The following is a 26,513-nucleotide window of genomic DNA, read 5'->3' on the forward strand; positions in this document are numbered from 1 at the left end:
CAGGAGAACTGAAGATGCCTTCACCCTCTTTCCTTTCTACCCTCGCGCGCACGTTCATCGCGTCACTGTTCCTCATGCTCGTCGCAGGAAGCGCGCGTGCCGACATGCTGATCAGCCCGACACGCATGCTTTTGCAACAACCCGGGGAAACAGCCAACTTCATCCTGCGCAATCCCAGCAACGGTCCTCGCACCTACCGGCTTGAGTGGATCGAACAGACGCAGACGCGGGACGGCGTAGGAGAACGCATTCCGGGCGGCGCGCCCGTGCCGCATCCCCAGGCCAGCCCCCACCTCGTGTTCACGCCACGGCAGATTACCGTCGGCGCCAACACCAATCAGACCGTTCGGGTCAGCTTTCGCCCCGAGGGCGACATGAAGCCGGGTGAGTATCGGTCGCATCTCTTGTTCCGTGTCGTGCCCGAAATCTCTGAACCAATCTCTTCCTCCAAGCTGACCGATGCCAACAAAAGCGTGAACCTGACCCTGGACATGCAGATGTCCATCGCGGTGCCGGTGGTGGTGCGCTATCAGATGGAAACCCTGCCTGAAGCGCATATTGCCGAGCTCAAGCCAATTCCCTCAAATGCAAACAATCAGGGCGCTCGCCTCGCCGTCCTGCTCAAGCAAAACGGTCCGACCAGCGCCTTCGGACGCGTCACGGTCGACCTGCAGACCTCACCCAATTCACCGGTAGAGCGAATCGGCATGCTCGAAAACATCAGCATCTTTCCGGATGTGAAGGAACGCTACCTGATCGTCGGGCTGCGCGACGCGACCTTCCCCCAGGGTGCGATGCTGCGTGTCGCCTACGAAGGCATGGACGAATACCGGGGCAAGATCTGGGACGAAAAAGTACTCCAGATTCGCTGACGCGCCCCTGCCCGCACGATCTCATCGGATGAGTACGCGTCAAACGTGCCAATCCGATGACGTGCCCGCAGCTCGATCCGTCGGGTACGCCTCGCCCTACCCAATTTCTCAAGGTCACGCCATGAACGAGCCGCTTGCCGAACGTTATCTGTCGCTTCTCAAGAAGAGCCTGCTCAATGAGCTCTATATCGAGAACGAGGTCCGGATACACAATTTCATGATGCAGATCATGTTTCCCAAAGCGACTACGCTGGAGAAACTGATCCACGAGTTTCTCACTGCCGGCACGTCGGAACTGGGTAACACGCTGCGCACCATGCGTAGCGAAGGAAGCTGGCTGATGACGGTTGTCAATGATGAGAATGGCAATCCGGTGGAGGTCAAGGAAGCGAGAAACTTCGCCTTCGTGCCGCATACCATGATCGGTCGCGCGCGACTGGACAACCTGCAGGAATGCATGCACGCTGTGCTTGCAGACAATGTCGCAGGAGATTTCATCGAGACAGGCGTATGGAAAGGCGGTAGCACCATCTTCATGCGCGGATTTCTCAAGGCGCATGACGTCACCGACCGCAAGGTCTGGGTTGCGGACTCCTTCGCGGGGCTACCCGAGCCGTCCCATCCCGAAGACGACGGAGTTGATCTCTCGGCCAATACCATGCCTTATCTGGCCATCAGTGAAGCAGAGGTACGCGAGCTATTCAATCGTTACGAACTGCTCGATGAGCAGGTCGTGTTCCTGAAAGGCTGGTTCAGGGATACGCTCCCTGCGGCGCCCATCGACAAACTCGCCGTCCTCCGCCTGGACGGCGATCTGTACGAATCGACGATGGATGCGCTCAATCACTTGTATCACAAGCTCTCTCCGGGCGGCTTCGTCGTTGTGGACGACTACAACGCCCTGCCCCAATGTGAAAGAGCCGTGACGGATTTCCGCGCCAGATACGACATCAGGGATCACATTGAACGGATCGACAAGGTTTCGGTGTATTGGAGAAAGGCCTGAAGGCAAGTCATGTCGGGAATTCGGGCTGCAATTTTTTCGTTGGCAGCTGATTAATTTTTCTAAAGTTTCCTCACGCAAGTCCGTTCACTTATTTACCAAAGGACTTAGCCTTGTTGCTTCGAGCAGTTTCGGGCGCCTTCTGACCAAAGGAAGTCCGGGCGGGCAGTGAGGCAAGTAAGCCTGATGGTAACGGAACCGGGGTTGGTCAAGCTTGTACGCCGGCCGTTGTTTGCAGTCCCACTTGACGAAATCAGGAGATTCATTATGCGTTCCAACTTCATTCCCAAAGCTGCCGGCGTCATGGCAATCCTTGGGGTCGCCAGCGGGGTGGCAACAGCCCAGACGACCTTCAACGTGAGCGCCACGGTTCAGAATGCATTGACCATCACCAACGACCAGGACATGAACCTGGGTACGCTGTTTGCTGTCAATGCATCGGACACCGCCTACAAATTCGTGACCCTGGCTCCCGCCGGCACCTGGGGCACGCCTACTGGCGCCTCCACCGTGACCCTGCTCACCCTTGGTGGCCAACAGGCTGCGCGAGGCAGCGTGGCGGTCGGCAGCACGACGCCGCTCAAGGTCACGATGCCCGGCACCGCTTACAACCTCGTTGCCGCCGGTACGGTTGCCTCGGACGTCGCTGCAGTACTGGCCGAACAGGGCGCAACCAGCGCCGTCGAAGTGCGCCTGGCCGACCCCGGTGCAGCCCGTTTCTATCTCGGAAACTTCCGCGCTGGCTCGATCAGTGGCGGCTCTAGCTCGGCCGACTGCGGCACGACCAACGCGTGCACGATCACGCCGTCCTTCGGCTCGGCGAGCGTTTCGTTCGGTATCGGTGCCACGCTGATCACCGACGTCGCGGGCGGAACGCGCACGACGTATGAAGCAGCAAACTACACCGGCAGTTTCACGGTGACCGCCTCCTACTGAGCATGCGTCTGACAGCCCGGGCGAGGATGACTCCTTGCCTGGGCTTCTTGGCATTTGCCCATATGGCCATCGGCACATTCGCTCCAAAATGTCTCAGCGCTTACCCGACATGAAGTGCACGCGAGGCCAACACGCCTATACCGTCAGACTTCTGCGCTATTCAATGGTGCTGTTTCCAGCCCTGTTTGGTGCGGCCTGCGCATGGGCAGACCCGGCACTGGATGTGATCGAAGGGCTCGACTTCGGTACGTTTGCGCTGCGCAGCAACAGCGCGGTTTCAGCGTTGAGACTCTCAGCCTCTAGCAAGGTGACGTCGAGCGGCGACATCATTCCCGTTGGCGGCGCCATCGCAGGCAACTATCACCTCCGGGGTTTCCCGGCCAGCGTGGTCCTGAGCTTCGAACTGGATAACACCTTGATGAGCGAAGGCGGATTCGGCCTTCCGGAGCATTTCCAGATCTCGACCTATGAGGTCCCGTCGAGTCTCGTCACCAATGCGGCAGGCGAAGCGGACTTCAGCATTGGCGCCCGCCTGCAGAGCAGTGGCAGCGGCGCGCCATACGGTGACGCGCCGTATTCGGGCAGCACCCAGTTGCGGATTCGCTACTGGTCGGCTGCAGTGAACGAATACCTTACTTTCATCGACCAGATCGACCTCTCAGCGCGGGTGCAATCGACCCTGAACCTGGAGGAAAACCAGGCCTTGTCCTTCGGTAACATCGCCGCCTTTCCGCATGCCAGCAATATTGCCCGTCTCACGCTGAGTCCGAATGGCACTGTCAGCGTGAGCAGCACCGGTCCCGGTGCCCGCCTGATCGCGCTGGGGGGGGCGCAGCCGGGCAAATTCACGGTTTCAGGCGCGGCGGCCAATCAGACCATCCACATCACGCCGCAGCCAGGCAGCATCTTCGTTACCCATACGACACTCGGCGGCAGCACCGCGCGTTTCGTTGCAAAGGATTTCGTCACCACCCCCAATGGAAGCGCCCAGACAAACGCGTCGGGGCAATTGTCGGTAGCGTTGGGCGCAAGCCTCGAAACTGAGGCAGGCACACAGGGCTATGCCGACGGGGAATACCGCGGCACCTATACACTCGAGGTCAGTTACTAGACGGGTTGCAGCATCCTGAAGCGGTCATGTGTCGCCCGGAATGAACCCACGCGGAATGCGAGCACTGCCGCGCATGCGCTTTGCCAGCCCATGCACGGCGTGCGGCTTATCTGACGAAATGCACGGCGCACAGTGCCCGCATCTCATCCTGGCTTCTTGCACTCTTGCTTGCGAGCGCCCATAGATCAAAGGCCTCGGGCCTGCACACGGTCGCGACAATCGAAAACCCTGCGCCGTAAAGGGTGCCACTGAGCACGTCTTCGGTAAAACCGCAGCGGTGAGCCATGTACAGATTGCCGTTCGCCATCGCGCTGCGCAGGCCATACAGGATGTCAATCGGCGCAATGGGACCGGCCGGCGACATATATGCCATGTCGACAAGCTTGTTCTGTGCGACCAATGCACACACAGAACGCAGATCGGGGCAGGTAATGACCGCGAAGCCATCGGGCTTCAGCACGCGCATGAATTCAGCCGTCGCGACGGGCACCTCATGCGGGTACAGATGCTCGATATTGTGGCTGGAGAAGATCGCATCGACGGACTCATCCTCGACCCTCGACATGTCCGTCATCGTACCGACGATATCCGGCTGAACGTTTTCATCGATATCCAGCCTCAATTCCTTCCAGTCGCCGGTAATGAAGCCTCGCGTCGTTCCCTCCTTGCGCTGCGGACCGCAACCGACATGCAGAAATGTCTTCGTTGTCATTCACTTCTCCCTGATTCCCGGAACCGGCCAATTCCGGCTCTTCAATCGTGTTCTCAAAGCTCTTTCTGCTCTTGATGGTGCTTCCACATCCCTTCCATTGCGTCCTCGAAGTGACGGGCAAAACGGTCCGCATCGAAAAGCGGCGTCGTGACCAGTCGGGCACGCATACCTGTCCTCAGCCCGGCAAGCCGCTCGGGGTCGGAGACGAAATCAACCGCCTTTGCGACGAAAGCGTCTTCGTCTGCCGCGATCCAGTCCTCCAGCCCAGCCGCCTGCATCAGGCTCGCGCCCTGGCGGGAGATCAAGCTATCGCCCGCCAAGGTCAGCGTCGGAACGCCCATCCACAAAGCCTCGCAAGTGGTTGTCCCCCCGGTGTAAGGGAAGGTGTCGAGCACAAGATCCACATCACGATAAGCGGCGAGATAGGCCTCCCGATCCGTCGGACCATGGAAGCGCACACGCTCCGGATCAATTCCGCACTGTTCCATGCATTGTTTCAGTCGCTCCACGCTCTGGAGCTCACTCAACTGCCTGGACTGAAGACGCAGGCTTGCCTGCGGAATGGCATCGAGCACCCGCGCCCACAACTTCAGCGTCCGATCACCTAGCTTGGACAGATTCTGAAAGCAGCCGAACGTTGGCGCCCCACTTTCCAGCATCGGCAACGGCCCGGGTTCCGGCGCATTCTCGGGTTTCGCGAAGCATAGCCGTGTCTCCGGCAAGTACCAGATTCTCTCGGTGAAATGCGCCGCATTCTGCTCGGGCAGGCAAAGGGAATCGGCGAGAAACCAATCCATTTCCACAACGCCCGTCGTCGCGAAATACCCCGGCCAGCTCACCTGCACCGGCGCCGGTCGGCGCGCAAAGACCGGCAGCCGGTTGTCGGCCGTATGCCCGGACATGTCGATCAGCACATGAATCCCGTCGGCATGAATACGTGCCGCAGCTGCATCATCGTCCATATCCACAAGCATCACCCAGTGATCGCACGCGGCCTTCAACTGGGTGGTCATTGCATCCGTCTTCAGATCTGTCGCATACGCGCAGATCTCTATTCTGTTGCGGTCCAGCGCACGTAACAGGGCGAGGGTGAAATATGCCACCGGATGCTGCCTGAAGTCGCCCGATACCAGACCGACCTTCAGGCGCGCGGGACGGTTCTCACAGATCCAGGTCCCGAAACGCGCCTGAACCGCCCTCGCCAGACTCTCGCCATAACGCTGAGCCTCGCCAAGTCTCATCTGCGGCGTGACGTCGTCGGACTCATTCATCGCGCCGAGCAGGTTGCTATGGGCATCGAAGAACCCGGGCTTGAGCGCGAGCGCCCGCCGGAAGCAGGTCTGAGCTTCGATGAAGCGCCCAAGCCGCTGCAGGACATTGCCAAGGTTGCTGTAGGTCTCAGCCGCATCGGGACGCAAGACAAGGCCTTTCCGGAAGGACTCTTCGGCGGCCATCAGATGCCCCCCCTGCTGCAATACGACCCCCAGGTTGTTGTGCGCCTCGGCGAAATCCGGTTTCAGCTCGATCACATGCGCCAGCACCGTGGCCGCATCGGCCAAACGTCCCTGGCGGTGCAAAATCAGCCCAATCTGGTGGATGACGGCGATATTTCCGGTATCCAGTGCGTACTCTCGCTTGAGGTGGTGTTCAGCCTCCTCAAGCAGACCTTTGCTCCCCAGAATTTCGCCGAGCGCACCGTTTATTTTCGGCAGGGAAGGCGATGCCGCACATGCTTTCCGTAACAGACTCTCTGCCTCATCCATACGCCCGGTGCCGAGAAGCAGGATGCCAAGAGCACCCTGCGCCGATGCTAAATCAGCTGTCGCGTCCAATGCCCGCCGCAAGGCCTGCTCGGCCTCATCCACCTTGCCATCTTCCTGCAAAAGGATGCCAAGATTCGTCCACCCTTCAGCATCGCCCGGCTGCAGATCGAGCGACTTGCGCAGTGCTGCCTGCGCGGGCTGGCGCTGCTTAAGCGCCAGCAACGCCAGCCCCAATGCTTTCCAGCCAAAAGCATAATCAGGATACCGCCCGGTCAGTGCATCGGCCCTCTCCCGCAATGCCTGCATCTGCCCCCTGGTAAACAGGTCGATGAGAAGCTGATCCTCGCCCTGTGGCGCAGTGCGCGCCTCTCCCACGACCGCCTGTTCAGTTATCGATGACATCCTCGATGCCTCCTCAATGATTGCCTGACTGGAATTGCTGCCACATCGCCCAAAACGCATCTTCGAGATGACGTGCGAACAGCGGTGTATCGAAAAGAGCGGTACGGACCAGACGCTCGCGCATGCCCGCCCGCAGGCGCGCCAGAGCGGCCACATCGGCGGCCAGTGCCGCAGCCCGATCAACATAACTTCGGGGTGAATCCACCACCCACTCCGGCAGGCCGGCCGCCTGCATGATGCTCGCGCCCTGCCGTGCGATCAGGGTATCGCCCGTCAGAGTCAGTGTAGGCGCGCCCATCCACAGTGCCTCGCAGGTGGTTGTACCACCCGTATAGGGGAAAGTGTCGAGCACGAAGTCCACTTCGGCATATGCCGCCAGATACCCCAGACGGTCGCAGGCACGGTGAAATCCGACACGGGCAACATCGATTCCACAGGCCGTCAGGCGCTCGCTTACATGCATCACCCCTTCGGCATCACTCAACTGCCGGCACTGCAGACGCAGCTGCGCGCCCGGCACCGCTTCAAGCACCTGTGCCCAAGTCCGGAGCACCTCGTCGGTGACCTTGGTCAGGTTCTGGAAACAACCGAACGTCGGCCCCTGTCCATTCAACATCGGCAGGGGTGACACATTCGGCGCATCCACAGGGGGGGTGAAGCACAGTCGGGTATCGGGAAGGTACCAGACCCGCTCGCTGAAATAACGCTGGTGCGACTCGGGCACGGTCGTTCGATCCGCCACGAACCAGTCCATCCCCGCAACCCCGGTCGTGGCGAAATAGCCCGGCCAGCTCAACTGCACCGGAGCAGGTCTGCGTGCGAATACCGGGAGGCGGTTATGTGCCGTATGTCCCGAGAGATCGATCAGCACATGGATTCCGTCGGCGTGGATGCGCGCTGCCGCAGCGTCATCATCCATCCCGACCAGCGGATGCCATGCAGCAAAACTCGACTTCAGCTGCTCGGACAGCACATCGTTCTCGTTCGATGTCGGATAGGCAATCAATTCGAGGCGGCTCCGGTCAAGCACCGGGAGGATACCCTCAAGGAAATAACCCACCGGGTGCTGACGCAGGTCGCCCGACACGAACCCCACCTTGAGACGCACCGGTGACGCAGTCACATTCCACTCCCGATAACGCAGCGCATCCGGCACGGCAACACGCTCTCCATATGCCAACGCCTCGGACAACAACGCTTGTGGATCGTCCTCTGCGGCGAAATTCAGCGAGAAAAGCAGGTTGCTATGCACATGAGTCCAGTCCGGACGCAATGCCAGCGTCGTCCGATAGCTCTCGAGTGCATCGCTCAGGCGTCCCTGCAGGAGCAGGGCACTACCCAGATTGCTGTGCAGCAGTGCTGCCTCGGGCTGAAGAACAAGCGCCTGCCGTATCCATTTTTCGGCTTCGGCATAACGACTGCGCGCATAGTAAACAAGGCCGAGATTACCCATCGCCGAGGCATGATCGGGATCCAGGCTCAATACATAACGTAGACACTTTTCAGCCTCGTCGAGCCGACGGAGTTCGTAGAGAACGGTACCCAAACGGAAATGGACGTCGACACGCTTCGGCTCCAACTCTGCGGCCATGCTGAAGCAGTGTTCGGCTTCGGCCAGTTGCCCCTCCTTGCGCAGGAGTTCGGCGAGGCGGAAATTCAATTCGAAATGCCGTGGCGAACCTGCAACGGCCTGCCGAAGCGCATCGATCGCTTCGTCCAGTCTGTCCTGCTCGACCAGGGCCGCCACCAGGTTAATGGCAGACTCCGTATCGGCAGGATCAAGCATGAGCGCCTGACGGTGACAATCGGCGGCTTCTGCAAAACGCCCGAGCGCGAAAAGCATCAATCCCAGATTGCCTCTGGCCTCCACATCTTCCGGCAACAGAACAACCGAACGCGCCATGGCATGCAGCGCATCGTCATTACGTCCCAGTTCCTTCAGCGCAATACCCAGTACTTTCCATGCCATGCCGTATCCGGGATGGCGCGAAACAAAGGCTTCGCCCTCCGTCGCCAGTTGTTCGTAGCGGTTCTGTCGGAACAGATCGATCAGCACTTGCATTTCCTTCGCGGTGGCTGCCCCCGATTGCGCGGATTCGGGTACTGGCGTCACGTGAGCCGACGCCTCCATCGTGGAAATGGCCACCGGCGCGGCCTGGCGCCACATTGCCCACAATGCATCTTCGAGATGACGCGCAAAGCGCGGCGTGTCGAACAAGGTCGTACGGAGCAGGCGCTCGCGCAGCCCCTGACGCAGTTTCGTCAGCCCGTCGACATCCGCAGCCAGCGCAACGGCCTTGTCGAGATAATCCTGAGGAGACTCCGCAATCCAGCCGGACAACCCTGCGGCCTCCATGATGCTTGCGCCCTGGCGCGCAATCAGTGTCTCACCGGCCAGGGTCAGCGTGGGCACGCCCATCCACAAGGCTTCGCAGGTCGTGGTCCCACCGGTATAGGGGAAGGTGTCGAGGATGAAGTCGACCTCCGCATGCGCTGCCAGGTATTCGCGACGCCTGCATGGCGGATGAAACGTCACCCGCAACGGATCTATCCCACAAGCGACAAGGCGTTCGCGCACCCGTGTGATGCCACTGGCATCTTTCAGCTGATGCGACTGAAGTCGCAGACCCGCACCCGGAACCGCATCAAGGACCTTCGCCCACAACCTCAGCACTTCGTCGGTTACCTTGGTCAGATTCTGGAAGCAGCCGAAGGTTGGAGCGGCCTTGCCCAGCATCGGCAAGGGTGCGACCTGAGGCGCATCGACCGGCGGGGTGAAGCACAGCCGCGTCTCGGGCAGATACCAGACCTTCTCGCTGAAGAACGCCTGATGGGGCTCCGGCACGGTGGTCCGGTCGGCGATGAACCAATCCATCCCGGGCACGCCGGTGGTGGCGAAATACCCCGGCCAGCTCACCTGCACCGGCGCCGCCTTGCGGACAAAGACCCCAAGGCGATTGTGAGCGGTGTGACCCGACAGGTCGATCAGGACATGTACGCCATCGGCGCGAATACGCGTGGCAGCGGCATCGTCATCCAGACCGGCAAGCGAATGCCATGCGGAAAAGCTCGACTTGAGCTGCTCGGTCAGCACGTCGCTCTCGCTCTGGGTGGAGTAGGCGATGAGCTCGAGCCGCGCGCGATCGAGCACCGGCAGGATGCCTTCCAGAAAGTATCCAACGGGATGCTGACGCAGATCTCCAGACACGAATCCGACCCGAAGCCGAGCTGGTTCGGGGTCGAGTGGCCAGTCACGGTAGACCCGCGCGACACCTGCGCTCAAGCGTGCGCCGTAGCGGCTCGCTTCCTGCAGGGCTGTCTCCGACTGTTCCGCAGACGAATAGTTGAGTGCGAACAGCAGGCAACTCAAGGTATCGAGGCGATCCGGATTCATCTCCACGGCCTGCCGAAAAAGCTGGATCGCGGCTTTCGGGTCACCGCTCGCGAGGCTCAGGCTGCCAAGTCCCTCGACGGCACCGGCCAGCGACGGATCCAACTTCAGGGCCTGCCGAAAACCCGACTCCGCAACGTCCAGGCGCCCCATTTCCTTATGAACGTGCGCCAGCAGGGAGAGACACTCCGCGAAGTCCGGGCGCAGCGCCAGTGCCTTGCGATAGCAGACTTCCGCTTCGGGAAAACGCCCTTGCATGGCAAACACCAGTCCCAGATTACTTTGCGCGACGGCATCGTCCGGAGCCAGTCCGATCAGGGTACGAAAACACGCTTCGGCTTCCGCGTGTCGCGCATGATCGCGCAACATCAGACCGAGATTTCGATGCGCACCGGCGAAGCCGGGCTGCACACGGGCCGCCATGCGGTAACAGCGTTCGGCTTCCTGCCACCATCCCAGCGCCTGAAACACCACCCCGAGGTTGTTGTGCCCTTCGGCATCCTCGGGAGTGAGCTCCAAGCCGCGCTGCAGCGCATTTGCCGCATCTTCCAGCTTGCCTTGTGCATGAAGGGAAAGACCGAGCGCCTTCCATGCGGGCGCAAATTGCGGATAGCGTACGGTGAGTTCAAGCGCATACGTTTCGAGTTCGCCGAAACGCGCGGCATTGAACAATTCGATCAGGCGATGGCTATCGTCCTCGCCCGGCACCGCATGTACGCCCGCCCGCAATGCATCCATACGGGCGACTCGCGGACGCAAAAGCTCATCGGCATAACCTCTCGCCTTCGCCATGGCCATCGCAATGTCAGCGCGATCGATGGCGCCGAAGTGAAGCAGTGCATCAATGTAGCTCAGTCCGAACTGAACGCCCTCCGGGTCCGCCTCGAAAGCCGCCTGAAGGAGCGCCAGCCCCGCCTCGCGCCCTCCCGTTCCCAACAACAGCAGGCCGAGATTGTGGTTACTACCCGGATGAAGGGGCCAACGCTGCAGGATCGAACGGTAGGCAAGCTTCGCCTCCTCGAGCCGGTTCGCCTGATGTGCACCAACCGCATGGCGGAACGCGTCCGCAAGTGCTCGATCGTCGACCATTGCCTGCGTCATGAGCCGATGCTCCGCAGCTCTCCCCGCGACCGACAGGGACACATTGCTACTGCCGTCAAGCCTGACAGCGCGCAATACACCCGGGCAACCAGATCTCTCCGTTCGGAACGAACCAAGCAATGCTGGATCATGCACTGCACCTCAGTTGCCGCGAAAATAGAAACAGACATTACGCAACCTCGGATCAGCCATGTGGCCGGAAGAACCGCTGCAAAGCGAGGCGATCTGCTCTCTGCTCTGCAACCCAAAAGTGGGTGAGGGCGATGTCTTGCCGGACGCTGCTCCCGACTCCGGACCAAGAACCACACAATTCTGACAATTCTGATCATGCACAGAGTCGCCCGTTCCGGCGACGCTCTGACCCCACGTATTTCCGCCAGGACTGCCTCCTCCCAGCGTTTGCTTCGCCGGCTGAGCAGCAGGCGAAGCAAGGGGATTCGCGACCGGCAAGGGCTGTACTGGCGACGGACTGGCATCGAAACTGACCGCCCCCCCCTGGTCAAATGAAACTGCCGCCACTCCCGCCCCACCGGATGGGACGATTGCGCGGCGAGGATCGATCCGTGCAACAGAAGATGGTGCGACCGCAGACGGATCCTCATTCATCGTGGTCTTGCCAATCAGGAATCCGAACACGCTGCCCAGAACCGGACCAAGAGGATGGGCGGTCAACGCCCCGCCAAAGACGCTGCCGACGAGCGAACCCACGCGACGATAGTCCGAAAGATAGTCCTGCACATACCCGATCGTGCCCGCTTCGGCGTCGGCATCTGAACGCTTGTCGGCCCCAATGGCCGGCACGGACATCAGCAACAGCGAGAACACCACGAGCCAGGGAAGACGACCGATCTCAAACCAGTGCTTGTCCATGATGGGCGGCTCCTCACAATACCTTTGGATCGATGCCGATACACGATCCACCACGCGACTTTATCGACCGGCACATGGCCTCTGCCGACGATCGCCCCGGCGACAGCACGATGCGATGCACCACCCCCAGGCCGCCAGCCCGCGATTGCAGGATATGGGCCTGTCCAGCCGGTACGACGCCATTGGCGATCAGACGCTGCAATTCCGCCACCGCGTTTTCAACCGCGCTGAACACACCGACCTGAACCAGCCGTCCATCGGTGCCGGCGGCAGGGATGTCCGAAACGTCGGACGGGGCACGAGGCGCTGCTTGTGGCGCCGGTTCGGCTCTCGCAGGCGTGGCCAGGGGAGACAGTACCCGCGGGGACTCGACCGCCGGCGACGGCTGCGCGACCCGGATACCGGCAGCCGCCTGCTCCACAGCCTCGCTCAGTTCGAAGTCGATCTTGCGCACATCCGGACGAGCTTCGCCGATGACGATACGGCGGGCCGCCGCCTGCTTGCTGCGCGTGCCGCCGATTGCCAGAGTGTAGGCACCGTAAGGCACACCTTCGAAGACAAAGTAGCCGTCATGTGCGCTGACCTTGAAGGCGACCTGTTTGCCCGATGCGTCATGCATTTCGATCATCGTACCCGGCAGCGGCAACCTGTTGCTGCCGCGCCGGACATACACACGACCATCCACCGATCCGGTCAGCATGACCGGAAAATCCACCAGTGCCGTGGTTGTCGCCCTGGCCTGAACCGAATTGCCGGCGTTGACCGGAAGCATCTTGGGATTCGGCAGCGTGTCCAGATCGATGACAACATCGGTCGGGCGCTCTGCCGAAAGCGAATTGAGACGCGCCACTCCCTCGCTGTCGGTCGCCGCGGTACGTACCGCCTGCGGCGCGCGGACTTTCACATTCGGCAGCGGTTCGTCGCCCGCTGAGAAGGTGCCGCTTCCGTCCTTGTCGAGGAAGACCCGTGCCAGTATGGTGCCGTTCGTGGCCAGCGACCGGCTGCTGAACTGCAGTGCGGTCCGGTCAGGCCGCGGCCCCATCGAGAAGGTGGTGTAAACAAAACCGCTGTAGTCACCGTTGCTGTCATAGGTCAGGCGCGGACTGATGATCACCTGTGGCAGGCGCCAGTTGAATCCCGCCGTATAGCGGGTCAGATCGAGCAAGGGATCGTAGGTCAGACCGAAGTTCATCGTCATGTCCTGCGCAACCCGCACATTGCTGTCGATGTAATAGCGATCGAAACGGGTGTCCGGATCGAGGGTGTAGTTGGCACCCCCACGGATCGCGAGCGGACCGGAGCGGCTGCTGAAGAACAGGTTTCCGCTCACCCGGTTCGGCTCGCGGTAGCCGGTCGAGTCCGCACCAAAACTCTGATACGACAGATTGTTACCGTAGTGAAAATTCTCGTACTTGCTGGTGAAGCCGGCGGTCAGCGTGGTGTAGTTCCGGTCCGGCTCGCGGTTGTAGAACGCCGAAAAACGCGATGTCACCGGGCCAATCGGGCCGGTCAGGGTCACCCCGGTCCGGCTGCGCAGCTTGAGCTCCTCGGGTGTCGTCTCGACCTCGGGAACAAAGTTGGCGTACTGCGTATGAATGAAACGGGTGTCGAACCCCCAGAAGCGCATGCCGGCAGGAACCTGCAGCGACGCATCCCACCGCGTGCCCCCGTTCGGGTCCCTGATCGCATCGATACCGGCGGTCGCCCCCCACAAGCCGGCACGCGCACCAACGGTGTAGTAATTCAGGCGCTGATCATCGACCATGACACTGCTCCAGCCCGAGCGCAGTGAAAGCTGCGGCAGCACCCGCACTTCCAGTCCGCCTGAGAAGCGTGTCGAACCCCGGTTGCTGATCGGCGCCGTCACCGACTCGGCGGTATCCGTCGGATCGTAGAGCTGCTCGCCCTTCTGCGACACCGCCAGTTGGTAGCGGACGCTGCCCGGCAGATCGGGCCCAAGCCCGCTGTAACGATTGACCGTTTCCCGGCGCTCCTCGCCGTTCGGACCATAGAACACCAGCTCGAAGCTGTTGTCTCCCGAGATTGGCTCGATATTCTCGAAACTGTAGCGGCCGTTCGGCCCCACCGTCTGATACCCGATGCGCATGCCATTCTGAAACAGTTCGACATCCCAGCCTTCGAGTGCGTCGCCGGCAATACGGATCACATCGCCGTTGATCAGATCGTCGCGCCCGATTGCCGATCCGCCCCCCTGAATCAGGATGCCGCGCTCGACAGCTCCAGTCGAACCCCCGGTCACCAGGGCCGGGACAACATCACCCACCTCGACATAGCGCAGCCCCAACGGACCGTTCAGTTTGTCGCGCGACAGGCTTGCGCGAAAATTGGTCAACGCGTCGTTCTTATCTCCGCCAAAATAGACTCGGGAGTCCATGTAGGCGACATCGCCGGCGAGCAGTCCGGAATAAGTCAGGCCTGTGGTGGCCTTTCCGCTGTCACGGTTACGGTGAATCGAGTATCCAAGACCGAGATCGAGCGCCTGCGGCCCCAGCAGGCGATATGAATTGTCGATCGGCGGCAGACTTGCCGGCCCGATGGTGCTGATCTGGGAAGCACTTGCCCGGCGCGAAGCCCGCAGCTGGGAGGGCAAGGATTCCCTCGGCTTGACCTCGATGGACAGGCTTTGCATGTTCAGCGCGAAATCTGCAGGAAACCAGCGGCTCAGCGCCTCCATCGACACAAAGATGCCATCCTTGTATGCGATCGCATCATCGGCTGAAAGGCTCGAGCGCTTGCCATCAATCTCCACATACCCTGCTGGCAGATTGAGTTCGAAACGGCGCTCAGCGCGGATGATCGATCCGCTCGCCGTACCGGCCGCAGCGTTGACGTCGATCGGAAATTCCAGCGCACCGGCCAGTTCGGCAAGTGACACGGCGACCGAATTGCGATAGCTGTACGCGGTAATGGACGATGCCAGCCGCTGACGATCCAGCATGACGTCGAGCAGCAGGAGATCATCCTCTTTCAGGATCGCTGCACTGGCGGGTACGAGGAATGCAAGCCAGATCAACACAACCGTGAGGGCGCGGACCATCAAACGACGGCCTGTCCTTGCTGAACCTGCGGTTGATCGGTAATCCTGTCCGGATTGCATTTGAAGCCCCCTCCGCTGTAGCGCGGTTGAATGTTGTCCGTCGTGGGCAGTTTTTCCCTTGCTCATATTCTCGTGCCTGGGGGCAACATTCATTTTGCGAAAGAAGAGCGCTTATCGCACCCAATTAGCCCGCTTTGCCACGATGGGACGACGTCCGTCAGTCGCTCCGCTGCGACGGAAAGACTCTTGTGTTCGGCAGCAATGCGTTTGAACGAGATCGGGAAACGCAGACAACATTGCAACGGCAATGCCGCGCCCTAGCCGCCTGCTGCGGGCGGCTGTATCAGCGCCTCGCGGCCTTAGAGGAAGTTGAACAGGGACAATCCCGAGATCTTCATGAAGGACTGTTGAGCAGCCTGCAGATAAGTCTGCTGCTGGGTCAAGGTCGAGATTGCATCGACATAGTCGACATCCATCAGGCCGGATATTGCAGACTCATATTGCAGGTTCAGATCCGTGCCGACGTTCTTGATGCTCTCGGTTTCCACCAGTTGAGAGCCGACCTGGGCGCGGGTTTTCAACAGATTGTCGATTGCACCATCGAGGCTATCCAGCCCGAAAGCCACCGCGCCCCCGGCCATGCCTGAAGGCCCGGGGCGCTCCATCGAATCAATCAACAGCCCGAGGTTGTTGAACATGTTCGGCGAACCCACGAACAGCTCGAAACGGTCGCCGTCACCGGGCACCGCGGGGGCACCATTGACGTCCGTCATCTGCAGGTCGATGCCGATACCCAGCGTGGTGAGATCCGGCACGCCCGAGGCGACTGTCACTTTGCTCGGGTTGCCCGGCTGGTACTCGAACACGTCATAACCGGTCGCACTGTTGTAGACGATCTCGTAGCGCTTTCCGAGTTGGCCGGTGGTGACCCCTGCACTCAGGGTGCCGCTCAGCGTGGTGCCGCCCGTGTTCGCGGAGCCATCGACGTGAGTACCGGTCGATGCCTGCACCAAGTCGTCGTTTACGGGTCGGGTGGCGGCAAAAATGTCCGACCCCGGCAAGCTGACGGGCATGTAGCGGGATGCGGACACCTGAACGGTCTGGGTGCCGAAATCGCCGTTGTAGCTCACGCCGGCAAGACTGCCCGAAAACGGCTTGTCGTTGGCGCGATAACCCGAGAAAAGGTAGTCGCCCGTGCCGTCCTGACTGTTCGCCAGCGCCAGCAAGCCCTCGAACTGCGCGCGCAGGTCGGTAGCAACGTATCCCAGGTCCTCGGCCGAATACACTGCGTTACCGGCCGATACCGTCTTCTCGCGAATGTACTGGAGGATGTCGCCCGCACCGGTCAGCTTGTTTTCGAGCAGATTGAGACGGTCTTCGGCGTAGCCGTTATTGGTCATGAACTGGGTATTCACCCCCTTCGACTGACCGATCTCCAGCGCGCGCGATGCGGCAATCGGATCATCTGCCGGCGTCAGCACCTTCTTGCCAGTGGATAGTTGTTGCTGCGTATGCAAGATATCGTTCCACTGCGACTGCAGCGCGCCCGATCCCTTGGAATAAATCATGTTGGTCGAAATACGCATCACAATCTCCTTAACGGCTGATCGCCAGGATTTCGTCGAACATCGTCTGCGCCACGCCCATCACCTTCGCTGCGCTCTGATAGGCCATCTGGTATCGCACCAGGTTTGCCGCTTCTTCATCCAGATTCACGCCCGAGAGCGAATCCCTGGCGTCCATCGCTTGCGTGAGTAGCGACGCCTGCGCCGCTTCATTTACCTGGACTTCGCGCGTCTTGTTGCCGACCTGGGTCACGATCTGCGCATACACGGACTGAAAGGTCGCGGTCGGCGCACCGCTGGCACCGGCAAACATCTGCTTCGAGGTCTGAAGCGCACCGAGGGCAACCGCATTGCGGTTGTCGGCAACCCCCGCGGCAGTCGGACTGAATACGAGCGACTCACCATCCGTCCATGCGCCAACGGCGGAAAACTCAAACGAATAATCGGAAGGACTGACTCCGACCGTAACCCTGAACAAGGCGCCGGCACTGTCGGTAGACGGGTCGTACGAACCCGTGGCGCTCCAGCTTCCACTGTTCGGGTCGAAACGCTCGAGCGTACCGGCCGAAGCGGTAAAGCTATTGGCACTGAAGCTGAGCGTGATGGGCGAAAAGTCGGCCTTGCCGTCACTGTTGCCGTCGATCCCGCCAATGGACATGGTTTTCAGACCCTTGATGCGATCGCTCACCACTCCGTTGTATGCACCTGGCGCCACACTGACCGGGTCGCCCGCCGCTACATCGCGCGGGTCGGATACGATCACTGAAATCCGGCCCGCCGCGTAGCGCGTCGGCTGGATCAAGAGGCCATTCGTGGGAATCTGGGTCGGATCGCCGATCGAGAAGCGGACGCCGCCACCGGTATAACTCCCGTCGGTCTGAAGGGTCAGCGCGACGCTCGCGCCGTCGGTCGTCTTGAGCGAATAGTTGCTGCCATCCCAGGTCAGCACGAGATCGCTCGCGGTCAATTGCGAGACATCGTCGATCGAGACCGACGCCGATGAAATGGCAGGCTTGATCGAGGGGGCCGGGCTGTTGAAGAAGTCACCGCCCAGTATTCCATCCAGATCAATGCCGAGATTGTGCTGACTGTTGAATGTCTCGGCGATACCAAGGGCAACGAGTCCAAGCGAGTTCTGCGCAGGGTCGAGAGATTCGCTCCTGAATGCCAGCAGGCCACCGAGCGAGCCACCTGTGACCAGGCTTTCCGGCAAAACGCTGGCCTGGCCATTCGGTGCGATCAAGGCAATGGCGTGGCGCTCGGGATCGACCGGATCCTGCACCGCTCCCAGCGTATTGGCAGTCCCGCCCACAACGAGGCCCTGCCCCGATCCGATGAACACACTCACCGATCCGTTGCTCTCTGTAACCGAGCTGACCTTGACCAGCTTGTTGAGCTCGCTGATGAGTTGCTCGCGCTGATCGTGAAGATCGTTTGCAGCCACTGACGGTCCCGCCACCTCGGCGAGGGCGATGCGCGCGTTCATATCGGCGATCGCGCCAGCAAACATATTGATCTGCGACACCGTCGATTCGATCTCGCCCTCCACCCCCTGGCGGACCTCGTCGAGACGGGCATTCATGGTTTGAAAGCGCGAAACCATCGCTTCGGCGCTGGAGATCAGGGATTGCCGCGACGCAATACTGGTCGGATTGGAGGCCACCTCCTGCACGCCGGCAAAAAATGCCTCCAGTACCGGCGAAAGTCCGGATGTAGAGTCGGCAAGCAAGTTGTTGATCTGGCTGATCTGATTGTTGTAGGTGGCGAACTGCGATTGACGGGTGCTGCTGGTAAGAACCTGGCTTTCCAGATACTGGTTGTACGAACGCGTCACCGACGCGATTTGCGTTCCTTGCCCGAAGAACCCCGCACCTGAGAACTGGGGAGTCGCATTGCTCTGGATCACCGACTGACGGTGATAGCCCTCAACTCCCGCATTCGTAATGTTGTGGCCGGTGGTGAGCAACTGCGCTTGCGCGGCGTTCAATCCGGACAAACCGATATTGAGCAAGCCTGCCATGATGGTTCCCCTGATCTGCTTCGTTCTGACCTTTCACAGCAAGATGCTTGCCAGGTCAGAAGCGGCAATTTCAGCCGCTACAGGGGGTCAGCCGGAAAGCGCGGTACGCAGCGTATTGCCGGCAATGATGCGCGTCAGCTTGTCCGCGTACATCGGGTCCGTAGCATAGCCGGCCTTCTGGAGGCTGCCGGCAAATCCGGCCGCGCTGGTTTGCCCCAGTACTTCCGAATATCGCGAGCCGTTCGACAGCAAACGGGCGTAATCCTGAAAGGCCTCGGCATAGGAGCCGTAACTGCGGAAGCGGGCATTCTCGGTGTAGGCGCTTGCGCCCGCATACTCGGTGACGTCGCGCGTCACCGTTTCGCCCTTCCAGCTCGAGCCGGCCTTGATGTTGAAGAGGTTATAGCTCGAGCGCCCGTCGGCATGCTGCATGACCTTCTCACCCCAGCCGGATTCGAGCGCTGCCTGGGCCACGATGAACTGCGCGGGGATCCCCGTCTGCCGGCTGACGGCCTGGGCGTGCGGCCACACTTGATCGACAAAGCTGCGTACCGACGGCGAAACCGAGCCGTCGCCATCACCGCTTCGCACATTGCGCGCCGTGTTGTCCAGTCGCGATATCAGATCACCAAGCGGGTCGAGCCCCTCTGCCGCGCCATTTCCTGCAGATGCCTTAGCGGCAATGGCCTCCGCCTTGCGCATGAGTGCGGCAGGATTTGCCGACTGCCGAATCACCGATGAGAGGTCGAAGCCTCGACCGTCCACAGATCCGGGCATCGTGTGCGCATCGACTGTCGACGACGCGGCACGGCCGGTCACACCGCCCAGCTGGCGAAACAGCGCCTCACTCATGCCGTTGTTGCTACTGTGCGCCATGTTCAGCGCAAGCTGCTGATCGAGCAAGGATTGATAAGTTCGGGACTGTTCGCTATCGAACATGCTGCTGGGGGGCGTTGCCTCCCGCATGGCCTTGAGCGCCATCTGCAGGAACATCGCTTCGAACTGCTTGGACGCGGCGCGCAGCGTTTCCGGATCGTCAGGTTTCTCGCGTGCCAGACGCTTGAGATCGCCAAGCGAATTCGGATCGAATGCGTTCATCTGGATACCGCTGTTCATCCCGGCCACCCTTTCAGATCACTTCGAGTTCAGCCCGCAAGGCGCCTGCCGACTTCATTGCCTGAAGGATGCTAACCAGATCCATCGGGTTCGCGCCCAACGCATTGAGTGCCTTCACCACATCTGCGAGACTGGTGCCGCCGCGAATATTCATCAGCGCTCCGCCCGGCTGGTCGATGTTGACCAGCCCCGCCTGCGACACGACTGTTCGCCCACGTGAAACCGGCGCTGGCTGGCTGACCTGGGTCTGGGTATTGACGGTGACCGTCAGGCTCCCATGCGCAACCGCGCAATCCTGCAGTGCAACCTTCTGGTTCATCACAACCGACCCGGTGCGGGAGTTGACAATCACCTTTGCCGCCTGCTGCACCGGCGTCACTTCGAGATTCTCGAGCAGGCCAAGAAACGCCACCCGATCCGACGTATCGATCGGCGCGCGCACCTGGATGCTGCGCCCGTCCAGCGCCGCTGCCGTATTTGGCGCGGCAAGATTGATCGCATCGACCACCCGTCGAGCGGTACCGAAATCGGTGTCGTTGAGCTCGAAGGTGACATACTCGCCTTGCCCGAGCATCACCGGCACGCCGCGCTCCACCGTCGCGCCGCCAGGAATGCGGCCCGCCGAAAGATGGTTGATGGTCTGAGAGGCGCCACCGCCTTGCGCCCCTGCTCCACCGACGACCATATTGCCCTGCGCCACCGCATAGACCTTGCCGTCGGCCCCCTTCAGCGGCGTCATGACCAGCGTGCCGCCCCGCAGACTCTTGGCGTTACCCATCGACGACACCGTGACATCGAGTGCCTGCCCCGGGCGCGCAAAAGGTGGCAGCGTTGCGGTCACCATGACCGCAGCCACATTCTTGAGTTGCAGGCTGGTGCCCGGCGCGAGCGTGACCCCCATGTTGCCGAGCATGTTGATGATGCTCTGCACGGTAAAGGGCGTCTGCGTCGTCTGATCACCCGAACCATCGAGACCAACCACAAGACCGTAGCCCACAAGCTGGTTGTCGCGCACCCCGGCGACCGAGGTCAGATCCTTGATGCGCTCCGCCGAGGCAGGCGCCTGAACCAGAGCAGCCCCTAGCATGGCCGTCAAGAGCAGCACGCGGACGAAAGACCTCTTGGCAATCATTTCGATTTCCTCAGAACGGCAGGAAGGCCACGAAGAAGCGCTGCAGCCACCCCATCGTATTCGACTCGTCGATAAAGCCACTGCCGCGGTACTCGATGCGGGCATCTGCGACCTGGGTCGATTGCACGGTGTTCCCCGTCGTGACGTTGTTAGGATTGATCACGCCCGAGAAGCGGATGAATTCGTTGCCCTGATTGATTGCAACCATTTTCTCGCCGGACACCAGCAGGTTGCCGTTCGCATAGACGTCGATGACGGTAACGGTGATTGTGCCGGTAAAGACGTTGTTGGCTGCCGCAGCACCCGCCCCGGTAAAGCTCGAATCGGACGCCAGGCTGGCATCAAGGCCATTGAGCTTCGCCGTCGCGACCGACGGTATGTTGGGCGCGGTAAGCGTGACCCCGCCGGTCAGACTCGAACCCCTTGTCGCAGAGGCGTCGGCGCTTTTCTGCGCGGTATTGCGCTCGACCAGGTTGATGGTAATCGTGTCGCCGACATGCCGTGCGCGCCGATCCTCGAACAATGGTCTGTTCTGAGCGGAAAGATAAATGCTCCCACTTTCCGAAATAGCCTGTGCAGGGCGTTCCGGACGTATGCTCATGGGCTGATGAACGCCGGTTGGCGGGGTCGCGTACATCGACGAACAACCACCGAGAACCACTGCCACGGCACAGAGTGCTATCGCTTTCATGGCGCAAACCTTATAGCTGTGTGAGGCGGCCAAGCATGGAGTCCGACGTCTGGATCGCGCGCGAATTCATCTCGTAAGCACGTTGTGTGACGATCATGTTGACCAGTTCTTCGGCCACATTCACATTCGACGTCTCGACATATCCCTGATTGATCACACCCGTGCCGTTGATGCCGGGCTGGTTGGGCGTGGCCGTCCCGCTCGAAGCCGTTTCGAGGAACAGGTTTTCCCCGGCACTTTGCAGACCGCCGGGCGCGACAAAGGTCGCCAACTGGATCGAGCCGACCTGGGTTGGCGCGGTTTGCCCCGACTGCAGCACACTGACCGTACCGTCCTTGCCGATCGTTACGGTCAGTGCATCCGACGGAATGTTGATGTTGTCAGCGAGCGGATACCCGCTGGCCGTCACCATATTGCCCTGGTTGTCGAGCTGGAAGGCGCCATCACGGGTGTAGGCCGTTGTGCCATCGGGCAGTGAAATCTGGAAGAACCCGTTGCCCTGAACGGCGATATCGAGCGAGCCGCCGGTCTGCTGCAGGTTTCCCTGCGTAAAAATCCGCTCGGTCGCCACTGGCTTGACACCGGTGCCGATCTGCAATCCCGAACCGATCTGGGTCTGTTGCGTGGACTGAGCGCCGGGCTGACGCACGGTCTGATAGAGCAAATCCTCAAACACCGCGCGCTGCCGCTTGAAACCATTGGTCGACACGTTGGCAAGGTTGTTCGAAATCACGTCCAACGACGTTTGCTGGGCATCGAGCCCGGTACGGGCTGTCCACAGTGAGCGGATCATGATGTATTCCTCCTGTTCAGTGCCGTCGAACGCACGCTTCGTGCCGCAGCTGAGGGATTTGGACTGAACTCAGTTTAAGTCCGGCGCATGGGTGGTCATCGCCCGATTAGCCGCGCAAAAACGGTGCTAATCCTTCCCTTGCAGTGGATGACCGCTAGCCTGCCGACAGTACTTGCGCTGCGGCACGATCGTTCTGCTCGGCAGTCTGCAACATCCTCGTTTGCATCTCGAACTGGCGGCCAAGCGAGATCATGGTGACCATTTGATCCACCACATTCACGTTGCTTCCCTCGAGATAGCCGCCCGCGACCCTTACCGCCTCATCTGCCGCTTGCGGCAACCCGTCGCTGCTGCGGAAAAGGCCGTCTTCGCCCCGCACGAGCGAATTCTCCGGCGGGTTGACCAGTTTCAGTCTGTCGACCGCGTTCACCGTGTTCTGCCCCGCCTGCAGCGATGAGATCGTACCGTCGCTCCCGATCACGATCTCGGTGTCGGGCGGAATGGAAATCGCCCCCCCGCCACCCAGCACCGGCAAGCCGCTGCGCGTCTGCAGGATGCCATTTGCACTGACTTCAAGACTGCCGTCACGGGTGTACGCCTCTGTGCCGTCAGGCATCTGTACCGTCAGCCACCCTTTTCCCTGAACCGCCACATCGTATTGCCGCCCCGTTTCCTGCATCGGTCCCGGGCTGAAATCCGTGGCGACGCTGGCATCGACGGTGAAGGCACGCGTGTGCATGGCGTCGGTCTGGACCTCGACCGCACGCAGCTTGTGCAATTCGGTGCGAAATCCTGACGATGCCGCGTTTGCGAGGTTGTGCGAGACGGCTGCCTGCTGGTCGAGCGTGCCTTTCGCACCCGTCATTGCGGTGTATATCAGGCGGTCCATGGCAATAACTCCTCAAGAATCAGCGCAGGTTGACGAGGGTCTGCAGGATCTGGTCCTGCGCCTGAATCGACTGCGCATTGGCCTGGTAATTGCGCTGCTGGACGATCAACTGCACCAACTCCTGGGTAAGGTCGACATTCGACTCTTCGACCTGTCCGGCACTCAGGGACCCCAGCACGCCGGTCCCCGGGGCGCCGACCGTCGGCTGTCCCGAATCGTAGGACTCGGCCCAGAGGTTGTCGCCCAGCGATGTCAGCCCCTGCGGACTGGAGAAATTCGCCAGTGCAATCATGGCGAGATCCTTGATCTGCCCGTTCGAGTACGAGCCCTGCAACACCCCCGTATCGGTCACCGTCACGCCTGTAAGGCTGCCCGTCGTAAAGCCATCCTGCCGGGGCGAAGTGGTCACCCCGGACCCCATGTTCCACTGCGTTGTCTGCGAGAGATTTAGCGAGAATGTCAGATCGTCCGCACCGGTCGCGAGCTCTGCGGCCGTCCGCGTCACCGTAAAGAGGCCGTTGTTCGCGACGCTCGTATCGGGCACGCCAAACGACGTAAAGGTGATCGTCCCGAGATTCTCCAGCGGCTTTCCAGTCGATAGCGCCGGATCGGTCGTATCGGGCACGATATCGTTGCTCAAACGCCCATAGACACTCCATGTATTGGGCGACACACCACCCACATCGGCATCCCGGACGAAATACATGTTCATCAACGAACCATTGCCCAGACTGTCATAGACCGTCATCGAGGTCGTGTAGTTGTAGCTATCGACGGGAATACTCGTCGCATTGAGAAAGTTCGTGATGTCGCTGCCCAGTGGGGTCTGGTTCAACGGGTTCTTCGAGTTCGAATCCAGGTTCAGTCCGATCGACGCCTGCGTCGTTTCATTCGGATTCACGTTCGAAGTATCGATGATCAACACCGAAGGAACCCCTTCAAACACCGTAGCGCCTCCGGTTGAGGTGCTGTCTGCCGCAAACCCCGTCAGGCTGTCGCCACTTGCGTTTATGATGTGCCCGTTCTTGTCGACGTCGAACTGTCCGTTTCGCGAATAGGCTGTCGTGCCATCCGGGCGCACCAGACGGAAAAAGCCGTTTCCACTGATCGCGACGTCGAGGGGATTGCTCGTCGCGGTCAAGCCACCTTGCGAAAATGACTGCGCCACCGCAGCCACCTTCGTACCGATACCGGTGCGCTGTACGGAAGAACCTCCTGTGATCGCCGAAGCATATGCGTCGGCAAAAATCGTTCTGCTCGACTTGAAGCCGACGGTGCTTGAGTTCGCGATGTTGTTCGAGATGACATCGAGCGCCTTGGATGACGCATTCAAGCCGCTCAACCCCTGTTGGAATGCCATGATCGCCGCTCCGGATCAAAGAATCTGCTTGATTTCACTTACTTTGAAGATCCCCAGCGAACCCACCTGGAGATCCGTACTGTTCGGTCCGCGAATCACACTGGTGACAGCGCCGAACTCGAGAGGCCTGGCAACCACGTCCTCACCGGCAAGCGTTGCCTTGACCGACACGGTGTAGGTGCCATCTGCAGCCCGGCTGCCGTCTGCCGTCGTACCATCCCACACATAGTTCTGGCTTCCCGCATCCACGTCATCCACCGTCACCGTCGCAACCTCGAGACCTGACGCGTCCTTGATCGAAAGCACGACACTGTCGGCGGGGCCATCGACCTCGAATCCCCCCACCGCGCCCGCGTCGGTCAGTTGCAGTCCCTTACCCTCGACCAGCACGCCTCGCCCGACCAGGGCGGCCGCCTGCAAGCCTTCGGCAGAAGACTGGGAATCGAGCAACTGCCCCATTACGGTATTGAGTTTCTCGATCCCTTCCACCGTGCTCAACTGTGCGAGCTGCGACGTAAGCTCGGCATTCTCCATCGGGTTCATCGGATCCTGGTTCTGAAGCTGCGTGGTCAGCAGCGTCAAGAACTGAATCCGGCTGTCCGCCGCCTTGCTGTCGCTCGCGGCGCTCGTATCCTTGCGCGCAAGATTCTTCAGAACCTCCTGCGCGGTCTGGGTTGCGGTCACGGTGCTCATTTCATCCTCCTGCCTGTGGCGGCGATCTTTGCCGGTCAGTGCTTACTGGCCGATCTGCAAGGTACGCTGCAGCAAGGTTCGTGCCGTGTTCATCACTTCGGCGTTGTTCTGATACGAGCGGGAGGCCGAGATCATGTTCACCATCTCTTCGACCACATTCACGTTGGGCATTTCGACATAGCCATCGCCATTGGCGGCGGGGTTGTTGGGTTCGTACACGAGACGCATGGGCGCGGCGCTTTCCACCACGCCCGTCACCTGTACCCCCACGGCCTCGGCCCCGCCGACGGGGCGCGCGGCAAACACGACCTGCTTGGCGCGATATGGCTGCCCGTCCTCGGCGACGACGCTGTCGGCGTTGGCCAGATTGGAGGCGGTAGTGTTGAGCCGCATCGACTGCGCGCTGAGCGCAGAACCTGCGATGGAAAATACGTTCAGCATGCTCATGATCCGCCTCCGTGATGTCCTTACTGGCCGCTGATTGCGGTCTGCATCGATCGCAACAGGCCATTGATGAAGGTGATGCTGGCCTCGTAATGCACGGCATTCTCGGCAAAGGCCGCACGCTCGACATCCATGTTGACGGTGTTGCCGTCGACGCTGGACTGAAGCTCGGTGCGGTACTTGGCGAGGCCGTCGAGCAGGTTCGCGCCCGCACCCTCGATATGGCCGGCGCGGGTCGTGCTCAATGCCAGTGGCCCCAGTCGCCCGCCGACCGCACCCTGCAGCGCTTCGCGAAAATCGATGTCGCGCGCCTTGAAGTTCGGCGTATCCGCGTTGGCAATGTTGGACGCCAGCAATTGCTGCCGTTGCGCCTGAAGATCCAGTGCTGACTGGTGAAACTGCAACTGCCGATCGAGCTGGGTTCTCATTACATCACCTCGGAATCTGGGTTTTCACTGCCGCGGCAGCGGGAATAGTGCTCAGCCTTCGCATTGCACCTTCCATGCCACCAATGCTATTCCCCTCTTGCAAGCGCTCTTGCGTCGATAAGACTGGAAAAGCACGGCCAATTTCACCGCTTGGCGGCGCAAG

The 26,513-nt window shown here is 60.7% G+C and carries 20 protein-coding genes; 4 read left to right on the top strand and 16 right to left on the bottom strand.

Annotated features, from left to right (window positions below; translation table 11 throughout):
* The first annotated feature begins 104 nt into the window (after positions 1 to 104).
* The 4 genes from J5J83_RS07360 (at position 105) to J5J83_RS07375 (ending at position 3,922) form a co-directional block, all read left to right on the top strand.
* A complete protein-coding gene (locus J5J83_RS07360) occupies positions 105 to 872 on the top strand; it encodes a hypothetical protein (RefSeq protein ID WP_212347228.1) in 768 nt (255 codons plus the stop codon).
* A 28-nt stretch (positions 873 to 900) separates the two neighbouring features.
* On the top strand, positions 901 to 1,878 hold the full coding sequence (locus tag J5J83_RS07365) for a TylF/MycF/NovP-related O-methyltransferase (RefSeq protein ID WP_212347231.1): 978 nt from the start codon (positions 901 to 903) through the stop codon (positions 1,876 to 1,878).
* 264 nt (positions 1,879 to 2,142) lie between these two features.
* Entirely contained in the window at positions 2,143 to 2,811 is a 669-nt protein-coding gene (locus J5J83_RS07370; RefSeq protein ID WP_212347234.1) for a hypothetical protein, read from the top strand.
* Positions 2,812 to 2,920: 109 nt separating this feature from the next.
* Positions 2,921 to 3,922, top strand: a complete 1,002-nt coding sequence (locus J5J83_RS07375) for a DUF4402 domain-containing protein (RefSeq protein ID WP_212347237.1) — start codon at positions 2,921 to 2,923, stop codon at positions 3,920 to 3,922.
* A gap of 106 nt (positions 3,923 to 4,028) precedes the next feature.
* Here J5J83_RS07375 and J5J83_RS07380 read toward each other — a convergent pair whose 3' ends face one another.
* The 16 genes from J5J83_RS07380 to flgB all read right to left on the bottom strand — a co-directional run bounded on the left by J5J83_RS07380 (position 4,029) and on the right by flgB (position 26,350).
* Positions 4,029 to 4,634: a methyltransferase domain-containing protein gene (locus J5J83_RS07380; RefSeq protein WP_212347240.1), complete on the bottom strand. Its 606-nt coding sequence runs from the start codon at positions 4,632 to 4,634 to the stop codon at positions 4,029 to 4,031.
* Positions 4,635 to 4,687: 53 nt separating this feature from the next.
* Positions 4,688 to 6,772 carry a tetratricopeptide repeat protein gene (locus J5J83_RS07385; RefSeq protein WP_212347243.1) on the bottom strand — a complete coding sequence of 695 codons (2,085 nt, stop codon included), beginning with the start codon at positions 6,770 to 6,772 and terminating at the stop codon, positions 4,688 to 4,690.
* Positions 6,773 to 6,812: 40 nt separating this feature from the next.
* Positions 6,813 to 11,291 (bottom strand): tetratricopeptide repeat protein, encoded by a 4,479-nt coding sequence (locus J5J83_RS07390; protein ID WP_212347246.1) that lies wholly within the window; start codon positions 11,289 to 11,291, stop codon positions 6,813 to 6,815.
* Between the two features lie 141 nt (positions 11,292 to 11,432).
* Positions 11,433 to 12,161 (bottom strand): hypothetical protein, encoded by a 729-nt coding sequence (locus J5J83_RS07395; protein WP_212347249.1) that lies wholly within the window; start codon positions 12,159 to 12,161, stop codon positions 11,433 to 11,435.
* A 13-nt stretch (positions 12,162 to 12,174) separates the two neighbouring features.
* Entirely contained in the window at positions 12,175 to 15,219 is a 3,045-nt protein-coding gene (locus J5J83_RS07400) for a hypothetical protein (protein ID WP_212347252.1), read from the bottom strand.
* A 359-nt stretch (positions 15,220 to 15,578) separates the two neighbouring features.
* Positions 15,579 to 16,805, bottom strand: a complete 1,227-nt coding sequence (gene flgL, locus J5J83_RS07405) for a flagellar hook-associated protein FlgL (protein WP_212347255.1) — start codon at positions 16,803 to 16,805, stop codon at positions 15,579 to 15,581.
* A 10-nt stretch (positions 16,806 to 16,815) separates the two neighbouring features.
* Positions 16,816 to 18,804, bottom strand: a complete 1,989-nt coding sequence (gene flgK, locus J5J83_RS07410; RefSeq protein WP_212347257.1) for a flagellar hook-associated protein FlgK — start codon at positions 18,802 to 18,804, stop codon at positions 16,816 to 16,818.
* 87 nt (positions 18,805 to 18,891) lie between these two features.
* On the bottom strand, positions 18,892 to 19,920 hold the full coding sequence (gene flgJ / locus J5J83_RS07415) for a flagellar assembly peptidoglycan hydrolase FlgJ (RefSeq protein ID WP_212347260.1): 1,029 nt from the start codon (positions 19,918 to 19,920) through the stop codon (positions 18,892 to 18,894).
* 13 nt (positions 19,921 to 19,933) lie between these two features.
* On the bottom strand, positions 19,934 to 21,007 hold the full coding sequence (locus J5J83_RS07420; RefSeq protein ID WP_249115923.1) for a flagellar basal body P-ring protein FlgI: 1,074 nt from the start codon (positions 21,005 to 21,007) through the stop codon (positions 19,934 to 19,936).
* Positions 21,008 to 21,062: 55 nt separating this feature from the next.
* The gene (locus tag J5J83_RS07425; RefSeq protein ID WP_212347266.1) at positions 21,063 to 21,743 is read right to left on the bottom strand and encodes a flagellar basal body L-ring protein FlgH; all 681 of its coding nucleotides are present in this window, start codon (positions 21,741 to 21,743) and stop codon (positions 21,063 to 21,065) included.
* Positions 21,744 to 21,753: 10 nt separating this feature from the next.
* A complete protein-coding gene (flgG, locus tag J5J83_RS07430) occupies positions 21,754 to 22,536 on the bottom strand; it encodes a flagellar basal-body rod protein FlgG (protein ID WP_212347269.1) in 783 nt (260 codons plus the stop codon).
* A gap of 154 nt (positions 22,537 to 22,690) precedes the next feature.
* Positions 22,691 to 23,425, bottom strand: a complete 735-nt coding sequence (gene flgF, locus J5J83_RS07435) for a flagellar basal-body rod protein FlgF (RefSeq protein ID WP_212347272.1) — start codon at positions 23,423 to 23,425, stop codon at positions 22,691 to 22,693.
* A gap of 19 nt (positions 23,426 to 23,444) precedes the next feature.
* Complete coding sequence (gene flgE, locus J5J83_RS07440; protein ID WP_212347275.1) at positions 23,445 to 24,785, bottom strand: flagellar hook protein FlgE; 1,341 nt, start codon at positions 24,783 to 24,785, stop codon at positions 23,445 to 23,447.
* Positions 24,786 to 24,800: 15 nt separating this feature from the next.
* Complete coding sequence (locus tag J5J83_RS07445) at positions 24,801 to 25,478, bottom strand: flagellar hook assembly protein FlgD (RefSeq protein ID WP_212347278.1); 678 nt, start codon at positions 25,476 to 25,478, stop codon at positions 24,801 to 24,803.
* A 42-nt stretch (positions 25,479 to 25,520) separates the two neighbouring features.
* Entirely contained in the window at positions 25,521 to 25,925 is a 405-nt protein-coding gene (gene flgC, locus J5J83_RS07450) for a flagellar basal body rod protein FlgC (protein ID WP_212347281.1), read from the bottom strand.
* 20 nt (positions 25,926 to 25,945) lie between these two features.
* Positions 25,946 to 26,350 carry a flagellar basal body rod protein FlgB gene (gene flgB, locus J5J83_RS07455; protein WP_212347284.1) on the bottom strand — a complete coding sequence of 135 codons (405 nt, stop codon included), beginning with the start codon at positions 26,348 to 26,350 and terminating at the stop codon, positions 25,946 to 25,948.
* Positions 26,351 to 26,513 lie beyond the last annotated feature (163 nt).

The sequence above is a fragment of the Azoarcus sp. L1K30 genome (genome assembly GCF_018122735.1).
In the GTDB taxonomy this organism is placed as follows: domain Bacteria; phylum Pseudomonadota; class Gammaproteobacteria; order Burkholderiales; family Rhodocyclaceae; genus Parazoarcus.